We start from the raw sequence: 18,299 nt of genomic DNA, 5'->3' as shown, positions 1-18,299 counted from the left end.
GATCCCGAAGCGGCGGCCGACCGCGGTCAGCACCTATCCTTGGGAACCTCCGAGCGGCCATGCGTTCCGTGCCCGCTCGCGCGGGATACCGGCAACCTAGCCGAACAGCGTCCAGCCGTACTTGAGCACGACGACCAAGATCATGATCAAGGTCCAGATCGTGACGGCGATGGCGTCCAGGTCGGCGTCGATGGCTCTGGTCAGCGCCTTCTGCGCGCGGCGGGGCAGGAACAGGTTGCCGTCGCGGACGTTCACGTGTGTCAGCGTCGACCACACCAACGTCGTGGACACGGTCACCAGCAGGCACCACGGGCACAGCGCGCCGATCACGTACATGGACTGGGAGAACAGCCAGTACGCGAAGATCAGGCCGAGCGTGTAGATCACCTGCGCGGCGAACATGAACCAGCGCGGGAACCGCACCCGGCCCAGGCTCGCCACCGCGATCGTGATCACGACCGGCTCGGCCACCAGCCCCAGGAAGGCGTTCGGGAAGCCTAACAGGTGCGCCTGCCAGGAACTGCCGACCGCGCCGCAGCTGACGACGCTGTTGATGTTGCAGGACAGATCCGCGCCCGGGTCGGCCGCCAGGCGCACCGCGTCGATCGACAGCACGAAGGACGCAGTCAGGCTCAGGCACGCCGACAACAGCATCGTTCCGAAGATCCAAGCGTTGGAGTGCCGGAACACGTGCACGCGGTGGAGGACCGTTGCCACTACTGGCCCTTGGCCGCGGTCACGGCTGCCGTCAGCGCGCCCGCCGTGTAGAGGTCGCCCTCGAACACCTTGCCGTTGATCTTCACGGTCGGCGTGCCCGAGATCCCCGTGTTGAACACGGCCTGCGTCGAGGTTGTGATCCACGGCTCGAAGCTGCGGCCGGTGAAGGCGTCCACCACGTCCGCCGAAACCCCAGCATGACGGGCCAGCGTGGCGATCTCGTCGTCAGACAGGCCGCGGCTGCCCTCCTCGGGCTGGTTGGCGAACAGCGCCGCGTTGAACGCCAGAACCTTGTCCGGCGCCCGATCGGCGACGGTGGCGACGGCGTTGGCCGCCCGCGTGGAGTACTTCGCGCCGCTGGAAGCCTGATCCAGGAACGACAGCGGGTACAGCTCCAGCCGCACCGTCCCGTCGGCCACCATCTTGTCCAGCTCGCGGCTGTTGGCCTGCTCGAAGCGCCCGCAGTACGGGCACATGTAGTCGAGGTAGACCTCGAGCCGCACGGGCGCGGCCGTGTTGCCCAGGGCCAACGCCCCGCCGGCCGTCGCGATCGCCGGGGCCTTGCCTCCCTGCGCCGCCGGGGAGCTGTCGTTACCCGCCGCGTTGATCAAGCTGATCACGATGGCGACCAGGAGCCCCACGATGATCAGCCCGCCGCCGGCGGCGACCAGGCGGGTGCGTTTTTTCCTTCGCCGCTCGGCGGCGGCCCGGGCGTCGCGTAGCTCGCGGGACTTGATTCGTGCCTCGGTGGTCATGCTCTCGTTTTCCTCGCTGGACGAAAGATCGAGCGCCACGCGACACGTCGCCACCATTCCTGAACCACTCTCAGCCCTGGCCGGATGCCTCTCCCCGACGCCCGCCGCCCAGCTTGGAGCACACCGCCGCGCCCACACCCGGGCCGAAGGTCCCAACCCTGTGGACCTTGGTCCTGGATCGGACGTCACCGAGGCAATCGGGACGAGATCCGGTACGTGCCCAGCGGTCAAGCGCCGCACGGGCCACCACGACGCCGTTGCGTCTGTTCCGCCAGTTCTCCTTCCCAGGCGGCGTCCCCAGCCACGTTGCGCCGAGACGCCCGGCTCCATCCACGAGGATGGCTTCGAGGGCGAGCAACGCCGCGCGCCCGCCGGAGGGGTCCGACTCCGTCACCAGAATCCGCATGCGACCACCTTGTCGTCTGCCGTCACCCTTCGGCAGAGACCGAAGTCCGTTGTACAGCAGGCTAGAAAACGTCGTCTCTCAGGCCCCTTCCGTCGCACAACCAACGTCCTTGCGCAGTGAGGACGAAAGTCCCTGGCAGCGATATCCGGACCGGCCAGAGGGTGGAGGCATCAGCAACGGATGCGAAGAAGGTGCTCACGCATGAGGCACAGGCCCATCGCTCTTGATCCCGCCGACGTGCAGGTCAAGATCCGTGGCGGGATACGACCTGCCGACGTCCGGCGCGCGAGGGAAACCGTGGCCCACCTGGCGCGGCTCGCCCACGAACCGGTGCTCGGCGCGAAGGTCAAGCTGGCCACCGCCCCCGGGCTCGCGGTGAAGCAACGGACGGCAGAGGCCGTCCTGGACGTCCAGGGGCGACTCATCAGAGCCCAGGCCAGCGCCGCCTCCACGCGCGCGGCCATCCACCTGCTCGGCGACCGCCTGCGGACCCGGCTGCTGGAGACCACCAGGGACTGGGAGAACCGGCGGGGGCGCCACCAGCAGCGTCCGGCCGGGCATGCCGGCGGGGAGCGGCGGGTCGTGCGGTCCCTCGCGGCGGCCCGTGCCGTGCCCGACGAGGCGGTGGTGGACATGGAGGAGCTCGACTACGACTTCCTGCTGTTCATCGAGGACGCGACGGGCCAGGACAGCGTCGTCTACCGCAACGGCGACGGCTACGGGCTCGCCCAGGTCGAGCCCCGGCCGGACCTGCCGTTGCCGATGTGCGCGGCGATCTCGGTCAGCCCGTCGCCCGCTCCTCGGCTCACTGTAGAGGAGGCCATCGAACGGCTGGAGCTGACCGGGTTCGCGTTCGTCTTCTTCGCCGACGCGGACACCGGCGCCGGCCGGCTCGTCTACCGCCGTGACGACGGGGACTACGGCCTGGTCAGCACCGCTCACGCCTGACGTCCCTCCGAAGCGGACCGCGGCCCCCCATGGCGCGAGAGGGGCCGCGGTCGCCCGGAGTGGTGGCAGCCGTAGACGGGCAAGGAGTGCATCGATTCTCTTCCCGCGCGTCTGTTTCGTCGGCCTCGTCGGGTCCGGGCTTGTCATCTCCGGCCTGCTCCTGGTCCCCACCAGACCGAGCGAGGCGTCCCGCGGGCTGGCGTCCGAGTGCGGTGCACAGGACGACGCCGAACCGGAAGAGGCCGGCCGGGACGGCGTCTGCATTGGCGTTGGCGTGCGATTTCCTGGGATCTCCGGCATGGAGCGGTCCGTAGGTCGCCGTAACGATGGCTTCGAAGCAGAGGAGGAAGCCGGCACGGGCCGCCGCGAGGGCCCGCCGAGCAGTACCGCGCGAGTCGCGGCCGGTCGACAACGGGCCGCGTCTCTACGGCCGCCGCGACCCGGCGCCCCCGAACCCTGCGCCCCCAAATCCTGCGCCGCTGCTCGGCGAGAAGGGTTGGCGTCCGAACGTGTCAACAGTGCAGCGTTCCGCGTCGCCTTTCATCGCTGCATCAAGTGCGCTCTTCAAGGGCGGGCCGCTACTGCAGTTGGTCGCGGCGGCGGGTGAGGGAGGCGGTCTCGCCGGTGTTGCCGGCCAGCTCGATGGCCCGGTCGTAGGCCGCGCGTGACTGCTGACTTCGGCCCAGCCGGCGCAGCAGGTCGGCGCGGGTGGCGTGGTAGGCGTGATAGCCGGCCAACGCCTCGGCGAAGCGGTCAACGATGGCCAGGGCCACCTCCGGCCCGTCGAGCTCGGCCACGGCGATGGCCCGGTTGAGAGCGATGATCGGCGAGGGGTCGAGGCGGACGAGCTGGTCGTAGAGGGCGAGGACCTGCGACCAGTCGGTGTCGCGGATGTCGCGGGCGGAGGTGTGCACGGCGTTGATCGCGGCGAGGATCTGGTAGCGACCCGGAGCCACCCCGGCGGCGGCAGCGGCCAGGCGCTCGCGCACCAGCCGGTGACCTTCGGCGATCAGTTCCGTGTCCCAGGCCCCACGGTCCTGCTCGTCGAGCGCGACCAGTTCGTCGTTCGCCGAGATCCGGGCGGTGCGGCGGGCCTCGGTGAGCAGCATCAGCGCCAGCAGCCCGGCCACTTCTCCGTCCTGCGGCAGGAGCGCGCGGATCAGGCGGGTGAGCCGGATCGCCTCGGTGGTCAGGTCGTGTCGTACGGGGTCGGTGTCGGGGCCGGTCGCGAGGTAGCCCTCGTTGAAGACGAGGTACAGGACGGCGAGGACGCCGGAGACACGCGCCGGGAGATCCTCGGCGGCCGGCACGCGATAGGGGATGCGAGCCGCCTTGATCTTGGCCTTCGCGCGGGTGATGCGCTGCTCCATGGTGGTCCCCTGCACCAGGAAGGCACGGGCGATCTCGGGCACGGTCAGACCGCCGACCATGCGCAGCGTCAACGCCACGCGCGCTTCCACCGCCAGCGCCGGGTGACAGCAGGTGAAGATCAGCCGGAGCCGGTCGTCGTCGATGGCGCCGAGAGGCTCGGGCGGGTCGTCGTACACCATCTGAGCCTCCTTGTGCTTGTCGTCGCGCTTGTTCTCGCGCCGGATCCGGTCGATGGCCTTGCGGTTGGCGGTGATGGTCAGCCACGCGCCGGGGTTGGGGGGCACGCCGTCGGCCGGCCACCGTTCGACGGCGGTCGCGAACGCCTCGGCGGCCGCTTCCTCGGCGATGTCGAGGTCACCGAAGCGCCTGGTCAGGGCGGCCACCACCCGCGCCCACTCGTCGTGGTGGGCCCGGGTGATCGCCTCCTCGACGTCGCTCACTGGAACGGCCGCACCTCGATCTTCCGATCGCAGACCTTCGACGCTTCAGCCGCGAGCCTGAGCGCCACATCCAGATCGGGGGCCTCCCACACCCAGATGCCGGCGAGGTACTCCTTCGACTCCACGAAAGGCCCGTCGCTGAACACCGCCTGCTCGCCCCGGTTGTCGATGACCGTGGCCGCGTCGGTGTCCGCGAGTCCGCCCGCGAACACCCAGTAGCCCTCGGCGATCAGTCGCTCGTTGAACGCGCTGATGGCAGGCCGCCTGTCCGTGCTGCCGGGATTGCTCTTGTCGTCGATCACGGAAACCAGGTACCGCATCTGAAGATCATCTCCTGTGGGGTGGTAGGAATTTCAGGCCGTTGCATACCGCGGGCGCCCGGCCGGCCGGTAGCGCTGGATCGTCACGCCCTTCGCGTCGACCCGGGACTCGACCAGGTCGAGCGCAAGATCCGGACCGGACTCCGGGAACAGTCTCGCGCCCTGGCCGAGGATCACTGGGATCACGATCAGAGTCATCTCGTCGACCAGGTCGTTCTCCAGCAGCCACCGGGTCAGGATGCCACTGCCGTGCACCTGCAGCTCACCCCCGGGCTTGGCCTTCAGCTCACTGACGGTCGCCGCGAGGTCGCCGCGGAGGACGGTCGTGTCCTCCCAACGCGGCGCGGTGAGCGTGGTCGAGGCGACGTACTTGGGGGCCTCGTTCAAGGCCACGCCGATGGGATGTGCGCGCATCTGGCCGACTGATCCCCAGGAGCCGGCGAACAGCTCGTAGGTGCGCCGGCCGAACAGGAACGCCTCGGCGCGCTGGTAGGTCTGCGTGATGAACGTCCTGGTCTCGTCGTCGCTCTTCCCCCGGGCCCATCCGCCGCGCTCGAATCCGTTCCTGCGGTCATCCGACGCGGCGCCGTTTCCCTGCATCACTCCATCGATGGTGACCTGCGTCATGGTCGTCAGCTTCATGATCGCGGTTCCTTTGCCTTGGCGCCGCCCCCTTGCGGGCGGCCTCATCCCTGCTACGAACACCACCGCCCCGATCCGACACTTCCTCCCGGACTTCTTTGAAGAATTTTCCGGGAGGCCGGTCGTCAGCGATCCGACAGCACGACAGTGTCGCGGCGACCGCGCTCGGTACCCCTTGCGACACCCAACCTGTCCGATATCAAGGCGGTACGGCTACGCAGCAGGCGCGGCGATGACCGACGACGGCGAGCACCCCAGCTAGGAGTAGCCACCGGGATACGGCAGAAACGGGCCGCGAGCTTAGACAATTGCCGGCCAGTGCCCAGCGAGGGCCGCGTAGGCGGTGGAGCGGCCGATCTTGAGGGTGCGGGCGGCTCTGGTGACAGAGACGCCGTCGCCGACCAAGCGGCGCACAGTGGCGAGTTCGGCGGGGCCCAGGACGTGGGGGCGGCCCATCTTCTTCTGCCGGGAGCATGGCGCCCTCGCTCCGCCGCCGCTTGGCGGCGACGATCTGCGTACGACAGCCGGGCGAGCCGGTCGAGCCGGGCGAGCCGGTCGAGGCGGCCGCTGGCGCAGAGCGCATCGGGTCGTGCGGGTGCCCGAAACTCGGCCGGCGGGCTGATCTGGGGTTTGTCGCTGTTCATGCCGTTGCGGATGGTTTATCTGATCGTGGTTAGGCTCGCGGGGTGGGTGGTGCTGCTGGGGCGCTCGCAGAGGTCGAAGGATGCGGGCTGCCGGTCCGTCCTCGGTCGACTGGGGACGGCCTGTCTGCAATTCCCTTTGACCGGGTTCCGGCCCCACGCCGTCCGATCACTGTCCGTCCTGGTAGACCATGGGGCCTGACTCCTTGAACGCCGCACGCGAGGCGTCCTTGAGCCACTTCGTCGCGCTGGAGTCTCTGGTGAGGTTCGTGTAGACGGCCAGGGTACGGATCACATATCGGCCGGTCCGCCCGGTCCACGAGTACAACTGCACGTTCCACCAGTTCGAGGTGTAGCAGATGCCGGTCGATCCCGGCCCCGTTTGGGGGCACCGGATCCCCCAGTCCTGCACGTAGACGTTCTTGAGCCTCGAGTACGCGGTGCCGGCCCTGCCCGAGTCCTTCAGCGGAACGACCCAGACGGTCACCATGATGCGCCCGTTCGGAGCGCCCGAGCTGATATAGGCACCCACCGCCATGTCGTCGCAGCGTGCCTTGCGGAGGGCGGACTTGACTCTGGCATCGGGCCACGGGCTCGGGCAGTCCTCCACCCCAAATGCCTTGCGGCTGAAACGCACCCCCTTGGCGCTCGTGAAGGACTGCGGAAGCAGGGCGTCGGCCGTGATCGGGGTCGGGTCGGTGCTCTCCTTGTTGAGGTCCGCGGGGTTGAACGACTCCTCGGTCGGCTCCTCCGAAGCTGTCTGAGAAGGCGTCTGAGAAGGCGTCTGCGAAGGTGTGTCGGAAGGACTCGTTCCGGGGGAGTAGGCGGAGACGGGCTGGGAGGTGGAGGACTGACCGCCCGACAGCGCTCCCCGGACCGCGTTCTTGACTACGGCCCGCACGCCCACCACGGCCAGCACCAGGGCAACTGCTCCAGCGCCGACGGCGAGGCCGATCTTCTTCGACCGGCCGCCGCCGCTGGGCGGAGGCTGGGGAGGGACACCCCATCCAGGCTGCCCAGGCTGCTGCGCCCAGCCGGCAGGCCCGTTCTCCTGTGCAGACGGGTGCGGCCGGAGAGCGAGTTGCTCGGCCTCCGGCATGCCCATCGTGGCGTGCGCCGTGGGCCACTGCGCGAGTGGGGCGGGAGCCTCGTCGCCGGTCAGGCGGCGCAGCAGGGCGGCGGCGCTCGGCCGGGCGGCGGGGTCCTTGGCCAGACAGGCCGCCAGCGTCGGGCGTAGCTCCTGCGGCACGGCCGACAGGTCGGGTTCGCGGGTCAGGATGGCGTGCATGATCACCGGAAGGGTGTCTCCACTGAAGACCTGCTGCCCGGTGGCCGCGTAGATCATGGAGGTCGCCCAGCTGAACAGGTCGGCCGCCGGGGTGATCGGCGCCCCGCCGAACTGCTCCGGCGCCATGTAGACGGGGGTGCCCACCACGCTGTGCGTGGCCGTCTGGGCGGTCACCCTGGCGATCCCGAAATCGATCACCACGGGTCCCTCAGGCCCCATGATCACGTTGTGCGGCTTGAAGTCACGGTGGACTATCCCGGCCCGGTGGATGGCCGCCAGCGCGGTGAGCGTGGTCACCGCGAGCCGTTCCAGCCCGCTGCCCGAACGCGGACCCTCGGTCCTGACCAGCAGGTCGAGTGACGGGCCTGGGATGTGTTCACTGACGATGTATGGCTGGCCGCCCACCAGGCCCGTGTCCAGCACGCGCGCCGTACAGAACGGAGCAACCTGGCGAGCCGCCTCGGCTTCGCGCAGGAACCGGCGGCGCGCGTTCTCATCCGCCGCGGCTCCAGCGTGTAACACCTTGACCGCGACCTGTTCGTTGGACGGCCCCTGGCCCAGGTAAACCGTTCCCTGGCCGCCCCGCCCCAGTACACCAGCGAGCCGATAGGGGCCGATCTGACGTAAATCTTCCGGCGTGAGCGACTGCACAAGATCTCACCTTAGCGTTTGCTGGCAAGATCTCCTTGATGTCACACAATGGGTCAAGTCGCTGCGAAGCCTTCGTGGCCGTTGGCAGCGATCTCGGCGCACCTGACGCGGGTAAGGGCCGCCGCCGTCGACGACCTGATGGGTGCTCGCCGACCGCGGCTACGACCCCGACGAGTATCGCCGCCCAGAGGAATGAGTCCAGGAGATCTGGTCACGTTCAGTGGTCTACTGTTGTGACTCGCCAGCGCCATTCCTGGCCGCACCCGTCGCGAGACCCGAGGCGCCTTGGCCAGGGCCAGTCGGAATACCTGCAGTTCCTGCTGTTCATCCTGGCCACGGTGTGGCTGGTCCAACGCGGCTCGCCGGAATCCAAGGAACGTCATCTCGGCGCCGGCCTGGCCGCCATCGCCGGCTGGAACCGCCCGCGGTGCGCCCAGTGCCTTCTGCGCCTCCAGCAACCGGTCGAGATGTCCTTGGACGACCGGCGCACTGGACGAGGCTTTTGAGTGGTCCCCTGGTGCGCCGACGGCTGCGATGGCAACGACACCTGCAAGTCGCGTGCGGTCTGCTTGAGCGGGCGTCCAGTCTGGTGTGGTCGGTGACGAGATCAGCTCCGATCGACCGGACGACGTCGGCCTCTGCCGCGTCCTGTGCGACGGTTCCGGCGGCGATCTCGGCGAGATTGCTTGGTGTGCCTGGGCCTTTCTGCCAAGCGGGGTGGCGCTGGGAACGACGGGATGGCATCGGGTCCGTTCCGCTCCCGATGCGTGAGCCGTGGTTTGCTCGCGTGGAGAGCAGGAAGGTAGCCAACCGCCTCCGCCGAGCAGCTCACAATGTTCGCCCACGGTAATGCGGGTATGGCCTGTTATTCACTAGAGAGGGGACACCTGACATGGAACAACCCGGTGGCGGTAGCAGACACCATTCCACCCCACATGAGCCTCGATCGCCGGAGGGGATGAGCTCACAGCAGGTCGACAGCCGCAGCGAGCTGGCTAAGTGGATCAGCGGTACGCATGTGTTTCCCGCTGGCAGGGAAGAACTGCTGGAGCGGGCGCGGTCCGAGGCAGCGCCCGACACGGTGCTCTCTGCCATTCAATCGCTGCCCCCCGACCGTGTTTTCGAGAACATGGCGGATCTCAGCCGAGAGCTTGGTCTCGACGGAATCCAGCACGACTAGGCACATAACAGCGGATCTACCATTCACGGGCGCCCGTCCTGGATGGGTTCCCGCGTCAGTGGTGCGCGGAGTGGAGGCTGTCTGTTCCGTCATCAGGCTTGATCTCGGCGAGGACGACGCCATCGCGCCCGAGGCCTCGATGGAGGTGCTGGAGCCGGTGATCGCCCTCCTGCAGGACCTGTCCGAGCAGGAGCGGCGAACCCTCGCCGAGCTGATCAACCAGTTCGCGCAGGAGGAAACCGACCCCGAACGGCAAGCTGACGGCCTGGGAAACGCTCGAGATCCTGGGCCTCCTGGTCTGATCGATGACCTGCGGTGCGCCCGTTGTGTCCGCAGCGGTCACCGGTCGTGGGACAACGAATGCTTCGAGCCCAGGGTCATCTCATCTCGCGCCGATTGCGCAGGATTTCGACGCCGTCACCGTCAAGTTCATCGCAGTACACCGAGCGTCCGGTCGTGGCCATCACCAGTGCCAGGGTGGTGCCGGACACCAGCGGGCCGGAACCCGTGGTGAAAGGGCCGTCGGTGGCGGCGAGTCGCAGGCCGACGATCCGTCTCTTGGCGGCGACGACCACGTCCGAGCTCCGGTAGTACTCGGCTACCCGAGTGAGGGTCTCGATCGGGTAGCCATGGCGAATACCCAGCGGTCGCCGGATGTCCTCGGCATGCACGATCGTCTCACCCAGCATCGCGATGACCGGGAGAGGCGGTTTGGTGGTGCTCGTGATGACGTGGCGGAACCTGTCATGCGTCTCGGCCGCGGTCGCGCCCAACTGCTCGGCCAGCCGCATGGCGACCTGCTTGTCGAAGTCGAACCGGCAGCGGATCACCCCCGCCAGCCACCGCACACCGTTAAGGCTCGCCCCTGCCGTGAGGTGCGCCAGCACCTCCCGCACGCTCAGCCCGGCACACAGCGACGGTGTCGCCCATTGCTCGTCGGTCAGATCCACCAGGTCGCTCGCCAGGGCCGCTCGCTCGGCGTGCACCAGCGGCCAGATGTCGGCCACGCGACTGCCCCGTGCTTTCGGCGCCGGATTGGTCATGTCAGCCAGCCTTTTCTCGTCAGTCACACGAGTCCTCGCATCAGGTCGGTAAGGACGGTCGAAGTGAAGACTTCCGTCAGGCGGCGAAATCATCGCTCGCCTGAGGCAGGCCAGCCGCACTCGGCAACCCCGCTGGCGGAAACGACACTCCTGTGGGCAAGCAGGGCATGGGCGTCCGGGAGTCGGCAGGTGCTCGCACCCAGAGCCCGTGCCCCGGCACGCTGGCGCCACAACGTCACGGTCAGCAATAACGTAGCGCGTTAGGTGAATAGCCGAGCCTCCGGGTGCTGCTACTTCTCACCGACATCGCGGGCCCGATCCAGACCCCGGGTGCCCCTTCGTAGCGGACCTCCGGTCTCCCTGGCCGGCCTCGGTGCGCTCGACACCCGCGTGGTCGCCCGCGTCACGGGTCAGCCCTCCACTCCTGTCGCGTCGTGGGAGGCGCCGACCGGTTTCGACTCCGGCGAACCGACGCTGGGCGAGCCGTTCCGCCCCTTCCTGGACGTGCTGCCGAACAACCGAGCGGTCGCCCTGCGGGTGCCTCGCGAGGAGCAGGAACTGATCAACCCCTACATCACGGCGACCGCGATGGACGCCGGCTGGATCTGGACCATTGAGTTCCTGGTCCTGCACTATCGGGCCGGCGCCCGCGCCGACACGCCGTACTGGCAGGAGACCAAGCGCCGCAAGATCCCCGAGAGTCTGTCGGACCTGCTGGAGCCGGCTGCCGGACGGCTGCCGGACGAGAGCGCCGTCTACCCGTACTACCACGGCTTCGAGCTGTACTCGTGGATCACCATGCTGCTCGGGCTCGGGCACGCGCCCCTCCGCCCGCGTCCGGCGCTCCACCACATCGATCCGGCGCGGGCGCGGGCCGCGTTCGCCGGGGTCCGAGCCGCCGCCGAGCACGGCCCCTGGCGGTGGCCGATATCGGCGGCGACCTCGGCGCGCTGCCCGACCGCCGGCCCGCACGCGACGTCCCAGGCGTCATATTGACCCGGTGGTCGATACCGCACGTCCTCGGTGGTCACGACAGTCGGATGTGGTGTTCGGCGGCCCATCCGGGGTAGCACGACGGGACGAACGCTCCTGAGGAGGATGCAGCCGAGGAGACGAAAACCGCCGCTGGACGCGGTTCGGGACACGGAGCAATCCGTCCATCACCCCGTTCCGGCAGGCGCTGCGGCGTTGGGAAAGCGTCGGCGCTCTGGCCAGGCATGCGCGGACCTCGCCGGTCAGCCGAACCCCGCGGCGATGCCCAGTCCTCATAGACAAACGTTCCGCAGCAGAAAGCAGTCCGCCATCCTCAAGCTACGCATCGGTGCGAGCCGGCTCCGCCGAACGCAGCAGTCTCGTAGAGAGTGCCGCAATATGACATCTCAACTACAAGGCCGTACACCCTTCACCGTCTCGACTCGCCGGTCCCGCAAGGTCGCCTTGGTCCGTGTGGCGGGCGAACTCGATCTTGCCACCGCCCCTACATTGCGCGCGCATCTGCGCGCCGCGACAGCACCGTCGGCGTCCTCCGTGCTGATCCTGGATCTGTCGGGGGTGACCTTCTGCGACTCGGTCGGTTTGAGCGAGCTCGTTGTGGCCTTGCAGCACAGTCAGAACAGAGGAAAACGGCTCGTGCTCAGCGGCGTTCCAGCGAGCCTGGACGACCTGCTGTACCGAACGGGCCTGCACAGGATTTTAGAACGGCGCGCCACCTGCGACGAGGCGCTGCGACATGTGAGAGAAACACGCCATGCCCACTGCGCGGGACACGACGGAGGTCGCCCAGCGTAGTCGACCGCTACGCGACGGCGGTCGTCGCGTCGGCCAAGCCGATGCCCAGGGCTCCGGTAAGCAGCCGCCCGCCGCGTAGGCATCGCTGTCCATTCCAGATCTCATCGGCCAGTTTGACGGCGGGGCCCGGCCATCCGGCCGGGGTCCCAACACTGGCGCGGTTGGGAAGCAGTCAGCACCGGGGTGACGGGCGGTCCCTTCTTGATCACGGTGGCACTGGCTGCAGTCGCCGTGCTACGTGTGACCCGGACGAGACGATCCCGGGGCGCCGGTGCGAAATCGGCCAGGTGGGCGTTCTCATGCGGGAGCGAGTGGGCAGGGTAGAGGCCGATGATCTACGCCGGTCGACTGCGGTGGTCGGCGAACGCCTAGTCCTGGTTCCGGTGCATCTTGCCCGGCAGCGCTGCCGGCGCATCGTCGGACCTCGTCGCGATTCTCCGCTGCAGCGGGTGCTCATTTCACGCGAGGAAGGTTTCCTGGGCCGATACGAAACGGGGGTCGATTCAAGAGGTGGCGACATGTCACTTATGGAGTGAAGGCGGCATAAATCGCCGCAACTCGCCTTGATCGTATGGTCGTGTCCAACGGCGACCCATCCGCGGCGGCGGCGCACCGCAAAGGAGCAGGATGACTGTCCAGGACATCACGCTCGACAGCATGGCCGCCGAAGACCTCCTGGCGGTCATGGTGCGGACGGGAACGTCGGGACCCGATCGGGAGCGTATACGTGAGCGTCTTGTCCAGATGTACAGCTGGCTGGCCACAGCGATAGCCCGGCGCTACCGCCATCGCGGCGAGCCCGTCGAGGACCTTCTCCAGGTGGCCTACCTCGGGTTGATCAAGGCTATCACCGGCTACGACGCCAGCCTGGGCCACGATTTTCGAGGCTATGCGGCCATCACGATGACCGGGGAGGTCAAGCGGCACTTCCGCGACCGAACCTGGGCTCTCAGGGTGCCCCACGCCTATCAGGAACGCCGTCCGGAGCTGAACCGGCTCGTGGCCGACCTGGCTCAGTCGCTACAACGCTCGCCGACCATCGCCGAGTTGGCCGCGCACATGCGGTTGACAGAAGAAGAGGTGCTGCTCACCCTCGATATGGCCACCGCCTACAGCACGTACTCCTTGGACGCCTACCTGGTCGGCGAGGGGGACGACCGCCTCGCCGATCTCATCGCCGATCCGGACGATCGTCTGGAGACCTTCATCGACTCCCTGGCGGTCAAGCCCCTCATCGACGCGTTGCCGCCGCGTGAGAAGAACATCTTGCTGTTGCGCTACTACGGCAACCTCACCCAAGCCGAGATCGCCGACGAGGTCGGCATCTCCCAGATGCACGTCTCCCGCATCCTGCGCGCGGTGCTGAACAGACTGCGAGCCGGACTCGCCGTCGGCTGGTGAACCGACTGCAGACCGCCGGCTGGATGGCGTGACAGCAGGACAGGCGCCGGGTCGCTGGGCGCACGGGGCTGTCACAGGAGGGCGGCCAGTCCTAACCGCCCAACTGTGCCATGTGGGCCCTGGCCCAGGGTGCCCGGCTGATCAACGGCCTTCCCATCCCGCTGACCCGCCGCCTGGCCGAACGCCTCGGGCCTCCGTCTCGACGACTCGAACACGCTTCTATGCGACCAGCGTCCGCGCCCAGGCGTAGTCGAGCTTGCCCACGGGCGTCCGCTTGATCTCGGGCACGATCCGCAGGGCTCGCGGGATCTTGTAACCCGCGAGCTGCCCGCGGCAGTGCTCGGCCAGCTCCTCCAGCGTCACCTCACCTGCGACCACTGCTGTCACCCGCTGGCCGAACCGCGGATCGGGCGTACCGATCACCAGCGCGTCGTACACCTTCGGGTGGCTGCGCACGGCGATCTCCACCTCCTCGGGGAACACCTTTTCCCCACCGGTGTTGATCACCGTCGTGCCCCGGCCGAGCATGAGCGCGGTGCCGTCCTCGTGCAGGATCGCCTGATCGCCCTGCAGCGCCCAGCGGGTCCCGTCCGGTCCGGTGACGAAGGTGCTCGCCGACTTCACCGGATCCTTGTAATAGCAGAGCGGGATGTGTCCTGATCTGGCCAGTACGCCCTGCTGGCCTGGCCGTACCGGGAGGTGATCGGGGCCGAGCACGGCGAAGCCGGGACTCAGCGCGAACCTGGGGCGCTCCTCCTCGGCGGCGGCCCCTACCGCGCCCGTCTCCGACCCGCCGTAGTTGTCGACGATCGTCGCGTCGGGCAGCGCCGCGCGGATCCTCTCGCGCGTCGTCGCCGACAGCGGGGCCCCGCCCGACCCCACCGAGAAGACCTCCAGCTGGTACGTCCTGCGCCCCAGTTCGTCGGCGACCGGCCTGACCATGCCGTCCCCGACGAACGTCAGCACCTGCGACCGCTCACGCTCGGCCAGCTCCAGCACCGCCACAGGGTCGAAGTGCCGCCCCGTCCAAAGGATCACCGTGCCGCCCGCCGACAGGCAGATCCAGGTGCTCCACTGCCCATTGCCGTGCATCAGCGGCGCGTGCACCTGGAAGCGCAGCCCCTCGGGCCCGAAGCGCAGCTCGGAGACATCCTTGATCGGCCCCGAGTACACGCTCATCGCCGCGAGATAGATGTCCTCCGAACGCCACAACACGCCCTTGGGCCGCCCGGTCGTGCCACCGGTGTAGAGGATGTACGGGTCGTCCCCCGACCGCGGCCCGAAGTCCCTGCCGCCCGGCACGCCCGCCAGCGCCCTCTCGTACGGCTCGCCGAAGGCCAGCACGGGACCGTCGAAGGGCGCCCTGGCCAGCAGATCGGCCTCGCCCAGCAACGCCACGCAGTCGGCGTCGCCGAGCAGGTGGCCCAGCTCCCGCTCCACGTAGCGATAGTTGACGTTGACCGGCGCCGCCCTGGCCTTGAAACAGCCGATCATGCTCTCCAGCCATTCCGCGCGGTTCCAGGACAGGATGCCCACGTGCTCGCCCGGCCGTACCCCTTGGATCTGGAGCCAGTGCGCCACCCGGTTGGCGCGCTCGTCCAGCTCGCGGTAGGTCAGCCGGTCCTCGCCCGCGACCAGCGCGAGCCGGTCGGGCACCGTGTCGGCGGCGCGCTCGAAGACGTCCGCGAGGTTGATCATCGAGCCTCCAGGACGATCGGGAAGGAGGTGACGCCGCGCACGAAGGAGTTGCGCATCAGCCGCGGCCCCTCCGCGTCGGCCCACGCGGCCGAGCCGACCCTGGCCACCCACTCCTCGAAGAAGATCTTCAGTTCCAGCCTGGCCAGCGCCGCGCCGAGGCAGAAGTGCGTGCCCAGGCCGAAGGCGATGTGGCCGCCCGGCTTGCTGGTCACGTCGAACACGTCGGGGTCGGCGAAGACCGCCGGGTCACGGTTGGCCGAGCCGTACATGAGCAGAACCTGCTGACCTTTCCTGATGGTGTGGCCGTGCAGCTCGGTGTCGCGGGTGGCGGCGCGGCACATGTTCAGGATGGGCGTGGTCCACCGGATGAACTCCTCGACCGCGTTCTCCACCAGCGACGGCTCCTCACGCAGCAGCCGCCACTGGTCCGGGTGCCTGATCAGCGCGTCGATCGCGGTGGCGATCACCGTGCGAGTGGTCTCCGCGCCGCCGTCGAGCAGCAGCAGCGCCTCGTTGGCCAGGTGCTCGTCGTCGTAGTCGGGCCGTGCCGACCACAGCGACATCAGGTCGTCGTGCGGGCACTTGCGGCGTTCGGCGGCCAGGTCGAGCACGGCCAGGCCGAACTCCCCTGCGGCGACAGCGGCCTCGTGAGTGACGTAGCGCAGACCGCCCCCCGCCGCGATCGTCGTCTCCGACCAGTGCTTGAGCTTGGGCCAATCGGAGTCGGGGAAGCCGAGCAGCCAGCCGATCATCCGGGCGGGCAGTGGCGCGGCCAGCGCGGTCACCGCGTCCACCGTGCCCTCCTCCAGCGCCTGGCCGATCTGCTCGACCACCACCGCCCTGATCCGCTCGGCGTAGCGGTCGTGCACGTAGCGCGGGGTGAAGCGGCGGTAGACGAGGCGGCGGCGTTCGGCATGCCGCGGATCGTCTGTGCCGATCATGGAGGGGTCGGACGGCAGCTGCGGGCGGTAGCCGCCGGTGCTGGTCCAGAGCTTGGGATCGCGCTCGATGGCGCAGATGTCGGCGTGGCGGGAGATGCCCCACAGGTCGTTCGCCTCGTCGTAGTGGACGGGGGAGTGCTCGCGCAGCCAGGCGTACAGCGACCACGGATCGTCCGCGTACATGTCGCCGTCGAGCAGGTCGATGCCGGTCCGGTGACCGTCGGCCATGGCCTTCCCGCCCGCGATCACCACGTCCGTGGCCCTGAACGGTTCGCTCATGCTCCGCCCCTGATCAGCCGGCCGGGCAGTGCCCCGGTGTGCTCGCCGTGAGAGAAGGTCTGGATGCCGCCGACGAAGGTGGCGACGTAGCCGTCGGCCCGCTGGATGAGCCTGCGTCCGCCCGCGGGCAGGTCGTACACCATCCGCGGGCGGTGGTTGCCGACCCGCTCGAAGTCGATGAGGTTGAGGTCGGCCTTCATGCCGGGGGAGATCGTGCCGCGGTCGTGCAGGCCGTACAGCCGGGCGGTGTCGCGCGACATCAGCTTGACGACGTGCTCCAGCGGCAGCCGCGCACCGCGCGAGCGGTCGCGCGCCCAGTGGGAGAGCATCGTCGTGGGCATGGAGGCGTCGCAGATGAAGCCGCAGTGCGCGCCGCCGTCACCGAGCCCGAGCACGGCCTGCGGGTGCAGCAGCATCTCGCGCTGGGGATCCAGGTCGCCGTTGGCGTAGTTGAGTATCGGCAGAAGGAAGATCGCCTGGCCGTCGTCCTCCAGCATGAGGTCGTACAGCAGCTCGAGCGGCTCTCGGCCCTGGCGCTCGGCTTGAGCCTTGACGGAGGTGCTGGGATGCGGCTCGTAGTCCGGATTTTCGGGATTCAGCGGATAGAGGCGGTCGGTGAAGCCGCGGCAGAGGGCCGCGAGCACGTCCTCCTCTTGCGGGACCTCGTGGAGGATGCGGTGCTTGACCTGGGGTTCGCGCATGCGATGGACACGTTCGTGGCGCGGCAAGGTGGAAATTTGCTGATATGAGGGGTGATCGGCGAAGGCGTGCAGCGCCTCGAGGCCGATCAGCATCCCGAACGGCCGGCAGGCCACCTGCGGGTGCAGCCGCGCCACCTTGGCCGACTCGCTCAGCAGCTCACGCCACAGGTCGGGCACCGAGTCGATCTGCAGCAGCGCGAAGGTCACCGGCCGGTCGACGGCCTCGGCCAGCCTGCTCATCCAGGAAACCTCCTTCATCGGCGCGTTGACGTCCTCGCCCGCGGCTCCGGCCGGTGCGATCTCGTAGACGCCCCTGCCGAGCTCGCGCAGCGCCTCGCCGATGCCGAACAGCTCGTCCTCCGCCGCGAACGTGCCCGGCACCGGCTCGCCGTCGATCGCCTTGTGCGCCAGCGTCCTGCTCGTCGAGAACCCCAGCGCGCCGGCCTCGATCCCCTCCTTGACCAGCTGCTTCATCCTGGCGACATCGTCGGGCGAGGCGGGCTCGTTGCGCGCGCCGCGCTCGCCCATCACGTACGCGCGCAGCGCGCCGTGCGGCACCTGAGTGCCGATGTCGAGGACGTGCGGGTGTCGCTCCAGCGCGTCGAGGAACTCGGGGAAGCTCTCCCACTCCCAGGCGATCCCCTCGGAGAGGGCGGTGCCCGGAATGTCCTCGACGCCCTCCATGAGGCCGATCAGCCACTCGCGCCGGTCGGGCCTGGCGGGGGCGAAGCCGACGCCGCAGTTGCCCATGACCACGCTGGTGACGCCGTGCCAGCACGAGGGACCGAGCAGCGGGTCCCAGGTGGCCTGGCCGTCATAGTGCGTGTGCAGGTCGACGAAGCCGGGCGTGAGCAGCAGCCCGTCCGCCTCGACGGTGCGCCGGGCGCGCCCCGGCCGGTCGGCGCCGTTCTGGCGGGCCACCTCGGTGATGCGGCCGTCCGTGACGGCGACGTCGGCGGTGTACGGCTGGGCGCCAGTCCCGTCCACGACGGTGGCGGCGCGAATGACAAGATCGTGCATGGTCAGCTCCGGTGGGGGAGTGTCACGGAGCCGCCGCATCGCTCGCGCCGACGATGTGGCGGTCATACC

The 18,299-nt window shown here is 68.8% G+C and carries 17 protein-coding genes and 1 pseudogene; 7 read left to right on the top strand and 11 right to left on the bottom strand.

Annotated elements, in window-relative coordinates; all coding sequences use genetic code 11:
* Positions 1-96 precede the first annotated feature (96 nt).
* Positions 97-717: a vitamin K epoxide reductase family protein gene (locus ACWEVS_RS32320; RefSeq protein WP_452554470.1), complete on the bottom strand. Its 621-nt coding sequence runs from the start codon at positions 715-717 to the stop codon at positions 97-99.
* Complete coding sequence (locus tag ACWEVS_RS32315; protein ID WP_452554469.1) at positions 717-1,511, bottom strand: DsbA family protein; 795 nt, start codon at positions 1,509-1,511, stop codon at positions 717-719. Before ACWEVS_RS32315 ends, ACWEVS_RS32320 begins: the two co-directional genes overlap by 1 nt.
* Positions 1,512-1,732: 221 nt before the next feature.
* Between ACWEVS_RS32315 and ACWEVS_RS32310 the strand changes: the two are divergent.
* Positions 1,733-1,815, top strand: a pseudogene (locus ACWEVS_RS32310) (phosphoketolase family protein); the annotation flags it as partial.
* A gap of 264 nt (positions 1,816-2,079) precedes the next feature.
* Complete coding sequence (locus ACWEVS_RS32305; RefSeq protein ID WP_449928047.1) at positions 2,080-2,826, top strand: sigma 54 modulation/S30EA ribosomal C-terminal domain-containing protein; 747 nt, start codon at positions 2,080-2,082, stop codon at positions 2,824-2,826.
* Positions 2,827-3,404: 578 nt separating this feature from the next.
* Here the strand turns inward: ACWEVS_RS32305 and ACWEVS_RS32300 are convergent.
* From ACWEVS_RS32300 to ACWEVS_RS32285, 4 genes are all read right to left on the bottom strand, one after another.
* Positions 3,405-4,637, bottom strand: a complete 1,233-nt coding sequence (locus tag ACWEVS_RS32300) for an RNA polymerase sigma factor (RefSeq protein ID WP_452554468.1) — start codon at positions 4,635-4,637, stop codon at positions 3,405-3,407.
* Positions 4,634-4,957, bottom strand: coding sequence for a YciI family protein (locus tag ACWEVS_RS32295; RefSeq protein WP_354912633.1), 324 nt, complete (start codon positions 4,955-4,957; stop codon positions 4,634-4,636). The genes ACWEVS_RS32300 and ACWEVS_RS32295 overlap by 4 nt, the downstream gene beginning before the upstream one ends.
* 33 nt (positions 4,958-4,990) lie before the next feature.
* On the bottom strand, positions 4,991-5,599 hold the full coding sequence (locus ACWEVS_RS32290) for a dihydrofolate reductase family protein (protein ID WP_452554467.1): 609 nt from the start codon (positions 5,597-5,599) through the stop codon (positions 4,991-4,993).
* 810 nt (positions 5,600-6,409) lie between these two features.
* Positions 6,410-8,179, bottom strand: a complete 1,770-nt coding sequence (locus ACWEVS_RS32285; protein ID WP_452554466.1) for a protein kinase domain-containing protein — start codon at positions 8,177-8,179, stop codon at positions 6,410-6,412.
* A 233-nt stretch (positions 8,180-8,412) separates the two neighbouring features.
* On the opposite strand from ACWEVS_RS32285, the gene ACWEVS_RS32280 reads away from it, so the two are divergent.
* A complete protein-coding gene (locus ACWEVS_RS32280; RefSeq protein WP_452554465.1) occupies positions 8,413-8,685 on the top strand; it encodes a DUF6766 family protein in 273 nt (90 codons plus the stop codon).
* 452 nt (positions 8,686-9,137) lie between these two features.
* On the top strand, positions 9,138-9,359 hold the full coding sequence (locus ACWEVS_RS32275; protein ID WP_354912621.1) for a DUF2795 domain-containing protein: 222 nt from the start codon (positions 9,138-9,140) through the stop codon (positions 9,357-9,359).
* Between the two features lie 55 nt (positions 9,360-9,414).
* On the opposite strand, the gene ACWEVS_RS32270 is transcribed toward ACWEVS_RS32275, so the two are convergent.
* Both ACWEVS_RS32270 and ACWEVS_RS32265 read right to left on the bottom strand, forming a co-directional pair.
* Positions 9,415-9,702 carry a hypothetical protein gene (locus ACWEVS_RS32270; RefSeq protein ID WP_452554464.1) on the bottom strand — a complete coding sequence of 96 codons (288 nt, stop codon included), beginning with the start codon at positions 9,700-9,702 and terminating at the stop codon, positions 9,415-9,417.
* A gap of 34 nt (positions 9,703-9,736) precedes the next feature.
* Positions 9,737-10,402, bottom strand: coding sequence for a maleylpyruvate isomerase family mycothiol-dependent enzyme (locus ACWEVS_RS32265; RefSeq protein ID WP_449928028.1), 666 nt, complete (start codon positions 10,400-10,402; stop codon positions 9,737-9,739).
* 330 nt (positions 10,403-10,732) lie between these two features.
* Between ACWEVS_RS32265 and ACWEVS_RS32260 the strand changes: the two genes are divergently transcribed.
* From ACWEVS_RS32260 to ACWEVS_RS32250, 3 genes are all read left to right on the top strand, one after another.
* On the top strand, positions 10,733-11,398 hold the full coding sequence (locus tag ACWEVS_RS32260) for a tryptophan 7-halogenase (RefSeq protein WP_452554463.1): 666 nt from the start codon (positions 10,733-10,735) through the stop codon (positions 11,396-11,398).
* 102 nt (positions 11,399-11,500) lie between these two features.
* The gene (locus ACWEVS_RS32255) at positions 11,501-12,190 is read left to right on the top strand and encodes an STAS domain-containing protein (RefSeq protein WP_452554462.1); all 690 of its coding nucleotides are present in this window, start codon (positions 11,501-11,503) and stop codon (positions 12,188-12,190) included.
* A gap of 627 nt (positions 12,191-12,817) precedes the next feature.
* Positions 12,818-13,591: a SigB/SigF/SigG family RNA polymerase sigma factor gene (locus ACWEVS_RS32250; protein WP_452554461.1), complete on the top strand. Its 774-nt coding sequence runs from the start codon at positions 12,818-12,820 to the stop codon at positions 13,589-13,591.
* Between the two features lie 219 nt (positions 13,592-13,810).
* Here ACWEVS_RS32250 and ACWEVS_RS32245 read toward each other — a convergent pair whose 3' ends face one another.
* Genes ACWEVS_RS32245 through ACWEVS_RS32235 form a run of 3 tightly spaced genes read right to left on the bottom strand, consistent with a single transcriptional unit; the run spans position 13,811 to position 18,230 of the window.
* Positions 13,811-15,289 carry an AMP-binding protein gene (locus tag ACWEVS_RS32245; protein WP_452554460.1) on the bottom strand — a complete coding sequence of 493 codons (1,479 nt, stop codon included), beginning with the start codon at positions 15,287-15,289 and terminating at the stop codon, positions 13,811-13,813.
* Complete coding sequence (locus ACWEVS_RS32240; protein WP_452417721.1) at positions 15,286-16,509, bottom strand: cytochrome P450; 1,224 nt, start codon at positions 16,507-16,509, stop codon at positions 15,286-15,288. Before ACWEVS_RS32240 ends, ACWEVS_RS32245 begins: the two co-directional genes overlap by 4 nt.
* Complete coding sequence (locus tag ACWEVS_RS32235) at positions 16,506-18,230, bottom strand: N-acyl-D-amino-acid deacylase family protein (RefSeq protein ID WP_452554459.1); 1,725 nt, start codon at positions 18,228-18,230, stop codon at positions 16,506-16,508. Before ACWEVS_RS32235 ends, ACWEVS_RS32240 begins: the two co-directional genes overlap by 4 nt.
* Positions 18,231-18,299: the final 69 nt, after the last annotated feature.

The organism is Nonomuraea sp. NPDC003754 (assembly GCF_053605785.1).
This window is presented reverse-complemented; position numbering and strand designations above follow the sequence as displayed.